The sequence below is a fragment of the Bradyrhizobium sp. F1.4.3 genome, from assembly GCF_040548375.1.
Lineage (GTDB): Bacteria > Pseudomonadota > Alphaproteobacteria > Rhizobiales > Xanthobacteraceae > Bradyrhizobium.
On record NZ_JBEPRN010000003.1, the window covers coordinates 370410 to 382034 of the forward strand.

Sequence of the window (11625 nt, forward strand, 5' to 3'; positions counted from 1 at the left end):
CAGCCATCTTTGCCCGTCACACCTCAACTAGCCGCTCGCGCCGCAGGAACGCAAGCAGCGGCAGCAGCGGCAGGCCGAGAATGGTGAAATGATCACCTTCGATGCGCTCGAACAGATGGATGCCGAGACCCTCGAGCTGATAGGCACCGACGCTGGTGGTTACGGCATCGCCGGCGGCATCGAGATAGGCCGAAAGCTCCGCCTCGGTCATCTGCCGCATGGTCATGCGCGCGACCGTGACATCCTCGAAAACAATCTTGCCATCATGCGCCACGGCCACGGCCGAGTTCAGCTCATGGCTGTTGCCGGCGAGATCGCGCAGTTGCGCCATCGCCTGGTCGCGACCTGTGGGCTTGTTGAAGAGGCGCTCGCCAAGCGCCAGCGTCTGATCAGCACCGATTACGTAGCTTCCCGGGTGATGCGCCGAGACGGCCTTGGCTTTCTCGCTCGCCAGAAGCGATGCGACTTCGTGCGGTCTCGACAGCTTTGAAGCGGCCTGAATGGCGCGCTCGTCGATATCGGCTGTAATCGCCTTGGACTCCAGCCCGGCATTCGCGAGCAGCATCTTTCGTGCGCTGCTTTGCGACGCCAGAATCAAGGGAGATTTGCCGCGCCAGAGGGCCATCAGAGAAACTATTCCGAGGGTCGGTTGCGCTGGCGATCGCTGTAGAGCTTCATGATTGCAGCAGCGGTTTCCTCGATCGAGCGCCGCGTGACATCCAGCAGCGGCCAGTCATGCTTGGCGCTTAGCTTGCGCGCGAACGCGACCTCCTCGGCGACCGCCTGCCTGTCAGTATAGGTGTCGCTGCTGGAATCGGCACCCATGGAGAGCAGGCGATTCTGGCGGACCTGGATCAGGCGTTCCGGCGTTGCGTGCAGGCTCACGACCAGCGGCCGCGTCAACGTCTCCAATTGCGCCGGCACCGGGATGCCCGGCACCAGCGGCACGTTGGCGGTGCGGATGCCGCGATTGGCCAGATAGATCGACGTCGGCGTCTTCGAGGTGCGGGAGACACCGACGAGCACAACGTCGGCGTCGTCAAGGCCTTCGACATGCTGGCCATCGTCGTGGATCATCGTGTAGTTCAGCGCGTCGATGCGCTTGAAATATTCCGCGTTGAGAACGTGCTGCGCGCCGACGCGACCGGTGGTCGCAGCACCGAGATAGGCTTCGAACAATTGCATCACCGGGCCGATGATCGACAGGCTCGGAACATTGATCCCCTTGCACTTGTCCTCGAGCCGCGAGACCAGATCCTTCTCGAGCAGCGTGAACAACACGATCCCCGGCGCCTCCTCGATCTCGTCGAGCACCCGATCGAGCTGCTTCTGGCTGCGCACCAGCGGATAGACATGCTCGACAGGAGTCACATTCGCGTACTGTGCGGCGACAGCGCGTGCGACCGTGATCAGCGTCTCACCGGTGGAGTCGGAGACGAGGTGCAGATGGAAATAATTGTTCGAGGTCGGCACAAAAGCCCTTTGTATGGAGGCGGTGTGGTTTGTGGATTTCTGTGGACCTTAACCCCTCGGAAAGGGTTGCGCGACACCAGGGGCGGGACAACTGCCAATTTTCTTCACACCACTGCCCATCAGAACAACTCCGGCGCCCCTGCGAGAGGGAAACGGGATTGCGCGGATAAGCCCCTTGATAGACTGCGGATAGAAACGCGCAAGCCTTTGAGCCCGGATGACTTATCCGGTCAGGCCGGAACCGCATTGGACATGTTGATGGATGTGAACAAGCGCGCGTGAAGTGGCGGATGGCATTGTGTGAGTCCAATCCACCGTCACATAGACTCAAACCTTAAGAATCTAAGATTCTATTTTGAGAAGGATGCCCCGGATGGATAAGTGTGCGCTGGAAGACCTTAACGAGATCTTACTATCCCCAGCCGCCGGAAGGCCGGTCGCAAATTCGGACGCCGGACATGTTTGAAGACGTCTATCTCTGGATCAAGGCGCTGCACGTGATCGCCGTGATCTCCTGGATGGCGGGCATGCTCTATCTGCCGCGACTGTTCGTCTATCACTGCGAGGCCGAAATCGGTTCGAAGCAGTCGGAGACGTTCAAGGTCATGGAACGCCGGCTGCTCAAGGCAATCATCAACCCCGCGATGATCGTCACCTGGCTCGCCGGGCTCTACCTCGCCTGGTCCGGCCATTGGTTGGCCTCCGGCTGGCTGCACGTAAAACTGGCACTGGTCCTGGCGCTGTCCGCGGTCCACGGCTTTTTTTCACGCTGGCTGAAGGATTTCGCTGCCGACCGGCGTCCGCGGAGCCAGAAATTCTATCGGATTATCAATGAGGTGCCGACCGTCCTGATGATTTTGATCGTCATCATGGTGATCGTGAAGCCGTTCTAGGCAAGGATCGTGAACGATCGCTCAGCGCTTCGGCTTGCGCAGTGAGAAGCGATTTTCTATATTAGCGATATCCCACCCAACGCAGGCGGATGTGGTTGTGTCTGAGCTTTTCAGAGGCCGGACACCGCATCAGGTTTGAAGCCTCACCGGCACTCTCCTTGCCAGACCTGCGGACCTTACCTTCTCGCGTCCGCATTTCAGAGCCTCCTCGCACCCCCTCCCCAGGTTACCCCACAGGACCACCCCAATGCGGGAAATTAAACTTCAGGACCTCAAGTCGAAGACGCCGGCCGAGCTCGTCTCGTTCGCGGAAGAGAACGGGGTCGAGAATGCCAGCACCATGCGCAAGCAGGAGCTGTTGTTCGCCATCCTCAAGCAGCTCGCGCTCGCGGAAACCGACATCGTCGGCGAGGGCGTCGTCGAAGTTCTCTCCGACGGCTTCGGCTTCCTCCGCTCGCCGGATGCCAATTATCTGCCGGGCCCGGACGACATCTACGTTTCGCCGTCGCAGATCCGCCGCTTCGGCCTGCGCACCGGCGACACCATCGAGGGCCATATTCGCAGCCCGAAAGAGGGCGAACGCTATTTCGCGCTGCTGAAGGTCAACACGCTCAATTTCGAGGACCCGGAAAAGGCCAAGCACAAGGTCAATTTCGACAACCTCACGCCGCTGTTTCCGAACCAGCGTTTCCGCATGGAAATCGACGATCCGACGCGAAAAGACCTTTCTGCAAGGGTGATCGACATTGTCGCGCCGATCGGCAAGGGTCAGCGCGCGCTGATCGTCGCGCCGCCGCGCACCGGTAAAACCGTGCTGATGCAGAACATCGCGCATTCCATCGCGCACAATCACCCCGAATGCTATCTGATCGTGCTTCTGATCGACGAACGTCCGGAAGAAGTCACGGACATGCAGCGCTCGGTGAAGGGCGAGGTCGTGTCTTCGACCTTCGACGAACCGGCCGTGCGTCACGTCCAGGTCGCCGAGATGGTGATCGAAAAGGCAAAACGTCTCGTCGAGCATGGCCGCGACGTCGTCATCCTGCTCGATTCGATCACGCGTCTCGGCCGTGCCTACAACACCGTGGTGCCGTCATCCGGCAAGGTGTTGACCGGTGGTGTCGACGCCAACGCGCTCCAGCGGCCAAAGCGCTTCTTTGGCGCCGCCCGCAACATCGAGGAGGGCGGTTCGCTGACCATCATCGCGACCGCGCTGGTCGATACCGGCAGCCGTATGGATGAAGTCATCTTCGAAGAGTTCAAGGGCACCGGTAACTCCGAACTGATCCTCGACCGCAAGGTCTCGGACAAGCGGACCTTCCCGGCGATCGACATCTCGCGCTCCGGCACCCGCAAGGAGGAACTCATCACCGATCCGCTGGTGCTGAAGAAGATGTACGTGCTGCGGCGCATCCTGAACCCGATGGGTACGATGGACGGGATCGACTTCCTGCTCGACAAGCTGCGTTCGACCAAGAGCAATTCCGAGTTCTTCGACTCGATGAACACCTGAGTGCAGTGCAGCAAAAGATTGGAGGGCGCCTTCGGGCGCCCTTTTCCTTTTTGTGCGGCTATGTTGCGGCAAAGTGCAGCATAAGAAGTAGCCCAATCGGTTTCGGTGATTTCAACTAAGGATTTGTTTTTTAAACCAGATATTCTTACCATGCTGCGCGGAGCGGGCACGAACTGTGAAAATCCGCAGCAAAATGCTGCGTATATTGTTGCAATGCAACATAGCGGATTTGCTGCGGGATAATCCGCAACAAGCGTGGTCTTCCAGGTCATTAAACGATGTTTGCCTTTTCCCCGGCAGCCGGACAAATAGGCCATGCACCCGCGGGACCAGACCATATTTGCGCTGTCGTCAGGCAGGCCTCCGAGCGCGATCGCCGTGGTGCGCGTCTCCGGACCGCAGGCCGGCCTGGCGCTGACGACACTTGCGGGGAAGTTGCCCGAGCCGAGGCAGGCCGGCCGCCGGCTGCTCCGGGACGGGAAAGGCCAGCCGATCGACGACGCGGTCGTGCTGTGGTTTCCAGGGCCGGCGAGCGCGAGCGGCGAGGACATCGCCGAATTTCACGTCCATGGCGGTCGTGCCGTACTGTCGGCGCTCCTGGCCGCGATTTCCGCGATTCCGAATACGCGCGCGGCCGAGCCCGGCGAGTTTACGCGGCGCGCCTTTGAGAACGGCAAGCTCGATCTGACCGAGGCCGAAGGGCTGGACGATCTCATCCATGCCGATACCGATCGGCAGCGCCGCCAGGCGCTACGGCAGTTACAGGGCCTGCTGGGTAATCGCGCGCGCGACTGGCGGGAGCGCATCATCGAGGCCTCCGCGCTGATCGAGGCGGGCATCGATTTCTCCGACGAAGGCGATGTGCCCGCCGAGTTGATGGCGTCGGCGGTCAAGGCGATCAAAGCCTTGCATGACGAAATCGCAGAAGTCCTTGCGGCACAGGGCCAGGCTGAACGTCTGCGCGACGGCCTTGTGGTTGCGATTGCAGGAGAGCCGAACGTCGGCAAGTCGACGCTGATCAATCAGCTTGCACGGCGCGACGTTGCGATCGTCTCACCGCACGCCGGCACCACGCGTGACGTGATCGAGGTGCAGCTCGATCTCGACGGCTACCCCGTCACAGTGATCGACACCGCCGGCATTCGCGAGACCGATGATCCGGTCGAACAGGAAGGCGTGCGCCGGGCGCGAGCGCGAGCCGAAGACGCCGACCTCGTGCTGTGGCTGGTGGAGGGACGGCAGCCCGTCGATCCCGATGCCATGCGATCGCCGTGGAAAACGGGCGGCAAGGTTGAGCTGTCCGGCGGCTCGGTCTGGATCGTGCGGAACAAGATTGATCTCAGCGGGATCGCGGGGACCGAGCCGCGCGGCGAGTTTGGGATCTCGGCCAGCCTGGGCGATGGTATTCCAGAGCTGGTCGATGCGCTGGTGAAATTCGCCTCCGAGTTCTTCGGAACCAGCGAGGGTGCGTTGGTGACTCGGGCACGCCAACGCGATCTGTTGCACCGGGCCTCAGATAGCTTGCGCCGGAGCCTGGAGCTTGTAGAAGAGGGCGAGGAGCTGGCCGCCGAAGAGCTACGCGCCGCGGCTTACGCTTTGGGTCGGCTGTTGGGCCGGGTGGACGTCGAGGACGTCCTTGGAGCCATTTTCCAGAAATTCTGTATCGGAAAGTAGCGCTAGTTTTTCATTCTAGAACTAATCCTTCACGTGAAACAGGCCAGCAATGGGTTCCGACTGTTTCACGTGAAACATAATGATTTCAAGCCCCGCTCTACTGTGCATGGGGTTGTTTTCGAGAAAATTTGTTCCGGGCCGGTCGGTCCTTGTTTCACGTGAAACAGCCGCCTCCCGAGTTTTGACTTCCGGCTTTTTCCACTCTGAGCTAGAAGTCCGCTCATGCGTACAGAGCGAGAGAATTTCCACGTCATCGTGATTGGCGGCGGCCATGCCGGCTGTGAGGCCGCGGCTGCTTCCGCCCGGATGGGCGCAATAACCGCGCTGGTGACGCACCGCTTCTCGACGATTGGCGCGATGTCCTGCAATCCCGCCATTGGCGGTCTCGGCAAGGGCCATCTGGTTCGTGAGGTCGATGCGCTCGATGGTTTGATGGGTCGCGTGGCCGATGCCGGCGGGATCCAGTTTCGTGTGCTCAATCGGCGCAAGGGTCCAGCCGTCCGTGGTCCGCGGGCCCAGGCCGACCGGAAGCTCTATGCCGCGGCAATGCAGGCGGCGATCCGGGAGACCCAGGGTCTTTCCGTCATCGAAGGCGAGGCGGACGATCTGACCGTGGTTGAGGGCCGGGTGACCGGCTTGCGTCTGGCCGACGGCCGGGAGCTTCGCGCAGGGGCGATCGTCGTCACCACTGGCACCTTCCTTCGCGGTCTGATCCATCTCGGTGAGAAGAACTGGCCGGCCGGACGTGTCGGGGAAGCCCCGGCGATGGGCCTGTCGAGCTCTTTCGAGCGCGCCGGTTTCACCTTGGGGCGGTTGAAGACCGGGACGCCGCCGCGGCTCGACGGCTCTACGATCGACTGGTCGGCCGTCGAGATGCAGCCGGGAGACGAGCCCCCGGAGCCGTTCTCGGTGATGACGGAGCGGATCACGACGCCGCAGATCCAGTGCGGGATCACCCGGACGACGTCCGCAACCCATGAGGTGATCCGGGCCAATGTCCATCGTTCGCCGATGTACTCCGGCCAGATCAAGAGCTCCGGTCCGCGCTATTGTCCCTCGATCGAGGACAAGATCGTCCGCTTCGGCGATCGCGACGGCCATCAGATCTTTCTGGAGCCGGAAGGACTCGACGATACGACCGTCTATCCCAACGGCATCTCGACCTCGCTGCCGGAGGAGGTCCAGCTCGCGATCCTCGCCAGCATCCCCGGTCTTGAGCAGGTGAAGATGGTCCGGCCGGGCTATGCCATCGAATACGACCACATCGATCCCCGCGAGCTTGATCCGACCCTCCAGACCAAGCGTCTGCGCGGCCTGTTCCTGGCCGGGCAGATCAATGGCACGACCGGATATGAGGAAGCCGCCGGGCAGGGCATCGTGGCCGGCCTGAACGCAGCGCTGGCCGCCAGTGGCGCCGCGCTGACGGTGTTTGATCGGGCAGACGGATATCTCGGGGTGATGATCGACGACCTCGTCACCCGCGGGATCAGCGAGCCCTATCGGATGTTCACCTCGCGGGCCGAATACCGGCTGACGCTGCGGGCGGACAACGCCGACCAGCGCCTGACCGAGAAGGGGATTGCGCTCGGATGTGTCGGCAGTGCCCGGAACCAGCATCATCGCGCCAAGATGGACGCTCTCGATGCGGCCCGGACGCTTTCGAAGTCGCTGACGATCACCCCGAACGAGGCGATCAAGCACGGGCTGTCCCTGAACCGGGACGGCCAGCGGCGGTCGGCCTTCGAGCTGATGGCCTATCCAGACATCGGCTGGACCCAGGTCCGCGCGATCTGGCCCGAGCTATCGACGATCGATCGAGTGATCGCGACCCATCTCGAGATCGACGCCAGGTACGACGTCTATCTGGAGCGGCAGAGCGCGGACGTCGAGGCCTTCAGGCGGGACGAGGGGTTGGTGCTATCTGAGGTCGACTACAAGCTGGTGCCCGGTCTCTCCAACGAGGTCCGCGCCAAGCTGGAGAAGGCGCGTCCATTCACCGTTGGCCAGGCCGGCCGAATCGATGGCATGACGCCAGCGGCACTGGGTATCCTCGCGGCCTATCTCCGCCGCGAGGCGCGGAAGACTTCCAAAGCAATCGCATAGGCGTTTCACGTGAAACAACGCGGACCGGCGGGCGGCAGATCTTCATCGCGCGGACCTGAGGCGGGCGAAGGGGCGGGACCTCGATCTGGGTCGGCATCGGCCAGTCCGAAGATCGACAAGGCCGGCGCGAACGATAGATCGTTGGACTCTGTCATCGCAGCCGACAAGGCCGCAGCCCTGAAGCTCGCTCCCGTTTCACGTGAAACCGAAGCCCGGCTCGATCGCTACATCGCGCTGCTCCGGGAGTGGCAGGCCAAGACCAACCTCGTCGCCCCCTCAACCCTGCCGCACCTCTGGACCCGGCACATCGCCGACTCGCTTCAGCTCGTGGACCTCGCACCGTCGGCGAAACGTTGGGCGGACCTCGGCAGCGGCGGCGGCTTTCCCGGCGTCGTCCTGGCCTGCACCATGGCCGAAACGGCGGGCGCCAGCGTTCACCTCGTCGAGCGCATCGCCAAGAAGGCGGCGTTCCTGCGCGAAGCTGTCCGCATCACCACATCTCCAGGAGTCGTACATCTCGCCGAGATCGGGGATAATGTGGATAGAATCACCGGGCCCGTCGATTGCGTCACCGCGCGCGCGCTGGCTCCGCTACATCAACTCATCGGCTTTGCGGAGCCGCTGATGCGCCAGGGCGCAAAAGCGTTATTTCCAAAGGGTCAAGATGTAGAGGCTGAATTGACCGAAGCCGCTAAATATTGGAATATTCAGCCTCAGCTCCACCAAAGCCGCACCGGTGACGGCTGGATCGTGGAGCTTGATACCGCCGAACGGCGCGGCTGAGGCGTTCAGGGGTCGAGTGGGGAATTGCGATGACCGTGATTGACGAACCGCAGCAAGAGCCGACCGCCCAAGAAAAGGCAGTGGTCCCGCAGGGCCACCCGCGCATTCTCGCGCTGGCGAATCAGAAGGGCGGTGTGGGAAAAACAACCACAGCGATCAATCTCGGCACGGCGCTCGCAGCGATTGGCGAGCGTGTCCTGATCGTCGATCTCGATCCGCAGGGCAACGCCTCAACTGGTCTCGGCATCGATCGCCGCAACCGCTCCTGCTCGACCTATGACGTGCTCATCGGCGAAGCGAGTTTGCGCGAGGCGGTGGTGTCGACCGCAGTGCCGCGGCTGCACATCGCGCCCTCGACCATGGATCTCTCCGGCCTCGAGCTCGAGCTCGGCACCACGCCGGGCCGCGCCTTCAAGCTGCGCGATGCCATCGGCTCGCTCAACAACAACGTCTCGCCGGATGCCGACTACACTTATGTGCTGATCGACTGCCCGCCCTCGCTCAACCTGCTGACGGTGAATGCGATGGCGGCGTCGGATGCGATCCTGGTGCCGCTGCAGTGCGAGTTCTTCGCGCTCGAAGGTCTGTCGCAATTGCTCCAGACGGTCGAGCAGGTGCGCTCGACGCTCAACCCGAACCTGTCGATCCACGGCATCGTGCTGACCATGTTCGACTCGCGCAACAACCTCTCGAACCAGGTCGTCGCCGACGTCCGCCAATTCATGGGCGAGAAGGTCTACAAGACCATGATTCCGCGCAACGTGCGCATCTCGGAGGCGCCGTCCTACGGTAAGCCGGTGCTGGTCTACGATCTCAAATGCGTCGGCAGCGAAGCTTACCTGCGGCTCGCCACCGAAGTGATCCAGCGCGAGCGCGAGCTGCGCACGACACATTGAAGCTGCCGTAGGGTGGGCAAAGGCGTCTTCGCCGTGCCCACCATCTTCCGCAAAGGTGGGTACGCTTCGCTTTGCCCACCCCACGATCCTACGATTTCGAAATTCAGTTCTGGAGTGTTGCTACGTGAATCCAAGGGAGCTGGCGATGGCCGACGAAGCGCGTTCGCGACTGGGCCGGGGTCTTGCGAGTCTGATCGGTGACGTCGGCGGCGAGGCACAGCATGTCGACCGTCCGCGCGCGCAGCGCAAGGTGCCGATCGAATTCATCAAGCCCAATCCGCGCAACCCGCGCCGCACCTTCTCGGAAGTCGAGCTCAAGGAGCTCTCGGACTCCATCAAGCAGCATGGCGTGATTCAGCCGATCGTGGTGCGCCCCGTGAAGGGCGCGCAGGATCGTTTTGAGATCATCGCCGGCGAGCGGCGCTGGCGCGCCTCGCAGATGGCCGGCCTGCATGAAGTACCGATCGTGCCCGTCGACATCAGCGACAGCGATGCGCTGGAATTCGCGATCGTCGAGAACGTGCAGCGCGAAGACCTCAACCCGATGGAAGAGGCGCAGGGCTATCACGCGCTCGCCAACGAGTTCAAACGTAGCCAGGACGACATCGCAAAAGTCGTCGGCAAGAGCCGCAGCCACGTCGCCAATATGATGCGGCTGACAAAACTGCCGGCCGAGGTGCAGGCCTTCATCGCGACGGGACAGCTGACCGCCGGTCATGCCCGCGCACTGATCGGCGTGCCCGATCCGCTTGCGGCCGCCAAGCGCATCGTCGAAGAGGGCCTCAACGTCCGTCAGGCCGAAGCGCTCGCGCATGAAGAGGGCGTGCCGGAGCGCAAGCCGCAGAAGGCGCGCGCGGGGGCCAAGGAGAAGGACCCTGATACGGTCGATCTCGAGAAGCGTGTCAGCGATGCGCTCGGCCTCAAGGTCACCGTGAGCCACCGCGATCCCGGCGGCTCCGTGCAGATCAACTACCGCAACCTTGATCAGCTCGACGAGGTAATGAAGCGGCTGGCGAAGGGCGCGATCTAGACGACCCTCGGTGTCGTCCTGGCGTAAGCCAGGACTCATACCGCGTGATCCATCGATGAGGGTTGGTCGCAGTACCGAACTACGAATCTTCGCCAAACCTCTCACTGGGGTAATGGGTCCTGGCTTTCGCCAGGACGACGGCTGAGTGCGTGGCGCGCACGTCCATCAACATCGTCGTCGCAAGAGCTCCTCGCAACGACGGCGGAGGGAACGGAGCTCAGCCGCGCCGCTTCGCATTGGCCGCAATCGCCATCAGCGTACGCTGGGCGATGGCGGCGGCGAGGGTGGATTGCTTGCGGGTGTCGAGTGCTGCGGTGGCGAGCTGCTCGATGATGCCGGCGAGTCGCGCCACGCTGAAATTGCGCAGCGCGGTCTCGACCGCGGGCTTTCGTGAAAAATGCAGCCGCGGAAATCCGCCGTCGAGCACGGCGGAGGCCGGCGTACCGTCGGCGATCGCAAGCGCGGATTTATGCAGCCATGCGGCCTGGCGCTGTGCGGCGGAGATGATCACACCGGGATAGGTACCGGCGATCATGGCCTTTGCGAATTCGGTCTCGACGATATCAGGCCGGCCGGCGAAGGCGCCGTCGACGATCGGATCGAGTTTCAGCTCGGACGCGTCGGCCACCACGGCCATCACGTCATCCAGCGTGATCTCGCCTTTGCCGTGGGCGTAGAGCGTGAGCTTGCGCAGCTCGTTGCGCGAGGCCTGGCGGTCGCCGCCGAGAAACGACATCAGCGCAGCGCGGGCGTCCTGCGCGATGCGCAGATTGGCGATGCGAAGTTCATCCTCCATAAGCTTTGCGAGGTCGCGCTCAGTGTCGGGATAGCAGCCGATCGCCACCGCCGTCTTGGCGCGCTCGCAGGCCTTGCGCAACGGCGATTCGGGGCGCAGCTCTCCGGCCTCGATCACGATGCGGCAATCTTTCACGCCCATCTCCGCCAACGTGTCGATGCCGCTGGCAAAGCTGCGTGAGCCGGCGCGCACGCGAATGGCGCGGCGACCGCCAAACAGCGGCACGGTCATCGCTTCATCGACCAGACGCGACGGCTCGGCCGAGAGTTCGTCACCATCGAGCTTGACCAATGAGAAGGGATCGTTGGGATCGTCGACCGCGGAGGCGATCAGCGCATCGGCGCGTTCGCGCACGAGGCCGGCGTCCGGACCATAGAGCAGGATGATCGGACGGCCCACATCGGGGCGGGCGAGGAAGGCGTCGATCTCTTTTCCGCGTAGCGCGACCATGACCTAGATCGCCA

10 protein-coding genes are annotated in these 11625 nt (G+C 62.7%); 7 read left to right on the forward strand and 3 right to left on the reverse strand.

Translation table 11 applies throughout. The annotated features are described in order from the left end of the window. Nucleotides 1-16: 16 nt before the first annotated feature. Together ABIB73_RS13790 and ABIB73_RS13795 are read right to left on the reverse strand one after the other, a co-directional pair. A complete protein-coding gene (locus ABIB73_RS13790; RefSeq protein WP_354224881.1) occupies nt 17-625 on the reverse strand; it encodes a Maf family nucleotide pyrophosphatase in 609 nt (202 codons plus the stop codon). Between the two features lie 8 nt (nt 626-633). After that, entirely contained in the window at nt 634-1473 is an 840-nt protein-coding gene (locus ABIB73_RS13795) for a pyruvate, water dikinase regulatory protein (protein WP_354224882.1), read from the reverse strand. Nucleotides 1474-1931: 458 nt separating this feature from the next. On the opposite strand from ABIB73_RS13795, the gene hemJ reads away from it, so the two are divergent. From hemJ to ABIB73_RS13830, 7 genes are all read left to right on the forward strand, one after another. Further along, nucleotides 1932-2366 (forward strand): protoporphyrinogen oxidase HemJ, encoded by a 435-nt coding sequence (gene hemJ, locus ABIB73_RS13800; protein ID WP_354224883.1) that lies wholly within the window; start codon nt 1932-1934, stop codon nt 2364-2366. Nucleotides 2367-2613: 247 nt separating this feature from the next. After that, entirely contained in the window at nt 2614-3879 is a 1266-nt protein-coding gene (gene rho / locus ABIB73_RS13805) for a transcription termination factor Rho (RefSeq protein ID WP_279660187.1), read from the forward strand. A gap of 315 nt (nt 3880-4194) precedes the next feature. Then, nucleotides 4195-5553 carry a tRNA uridine-5-carboxymethylaminomethyl(34) synthesis GTPase MnmE gene (gene mnmE / locus ABIB73_RS13810; protein WP_354224884.1) on the forward strand — a complete coding sequence of 453 codons (1359 nt, stop codon included), beginning with the start codon at nt 4195-4197 and terminating at the stop codon, nt 5551-5553. A gap of 222 nt (nt 5554-5775) precedes the next feature. Further along, on the forward strand, nt 5776-7656 hold the full coding sequence (gene mnmG, locus ABIB73_RS13815) for a tRNA uridine-5-carboxymethylaminomethyl(34) synthesis enzyme MnmG (protein ID WP_354224885.1): 1881 nt from the start codon (nt 5776-5778) through the stop codon (nt 7654-7656). A 141-nt stretch (nt 7657-7797) separates the two neighbouring features. Beyond that, complete coding sequence (gene rsmG, locus ABIB73_RS13820; RefSeq protein ID WP_354224886.1) at nt 7798-8439, forward strand: 16S rRNA (guanine(527)-N(7))-methyltransferase RsmG; 642 nt, start codon at nt 7798-7800, stop codon at nt 8437-8439. A 29-nt stretch (nt 8440-8468) separates the two neighbouring features. Then, nucleotides 8469-9335 carry a ParA family protein gene (locus ABIB73_RS13825; protein WP_354224887.1) on the forward strand — a complete coding sequence of 289 codons (867 nt, stop codon included), beginning with the start codon at nt 8469-8471 and terminating at the stop codon, nt 9333-9335. A 145-nt stretch (nt 9336-9480) separates the two neighbouring features. Continuing rightward, nucleotides 9481-10365 (forward strand): ParB/RepB/Spo0J family partition protein, encoded by an 885-nt coding sequence (locus ABIB73_RS13830; protein WP_354224888.1) that lies wholly within the window; start codon nt 9481-9483, stop codon nt 10363-10365. Between the two features lie 217 nt (nt 10366-10582). Here ABIB73_RS13830 and holA read toward each other — a convergent pair whose 3' ends face one another. Next, on the reverse strand, nt 10583-11611 hold the full coding sequence (gene holA / locus ABIB73_RS13835) for a DNA polymerase III subunit delta (RefSeq protein ID WP_354224889.1): 1029 nt from the start codon (nt 11609-11611) through the stop codon (nt 10583-10585). Nucleotides 11612-11625: the final 14 nt, after the last annotated feature.

Coding starts and splice junctions, on each gene's coding strand:
- ABIB73_RS13790 (WP_354224881.1), bottom strand. CDS start 625: ATGGCCCTCTGGCGCGGCAAATCTCCCTTGATTCTGGCGTCGCAAAGC.
- hemJ (WP_354224883.1), top strand. CDS start 1,932: ATGTTTGAAGACGTCTATCTCTGGATCAAGGCGCTGCACGTGATCGCC.
- rho (WP_279660187.1), top strand. CDS start 2,614: ATGCGGGAAATTAAACTTCAGGACCTCAAGTCGAAGACGCCGGCCGAG.
- mnmE (WP_354224884.1), top strand. CDS start 4,195: ATGCACCCGCGGGACCAGACCATATTTGCGCTGTCGTCAGGCAGGCCT.
- mnmG (WP_354224885.1), top strand. CDS start 5,776: ATGCGTACAGAGCGAGAGAATTTCCACGTCATCGTGATTGGCGGCGGC.
- ABIB73_RS13825 (WP_354224887.1), top strand. CDS start 8,469: ATGACCGTGATTGACGAACCGCAGCAAGAGCCGACCGCCCAAGAAAAG.
- ABIB73_RS13830 (WP_354224888.1), top strand. CDS start 9,481: ATGGCCGACGAAGCGCGTTCGCGACTGGGCCGGGGTCTTGCGAGTCTG.
- holA (WP_354224889.1), bottom strand. CDS start 11,611: ATGGTCGCGCTACGCGGAAAAGAGATCGACGCCTTCCTCGCCCGCCCC.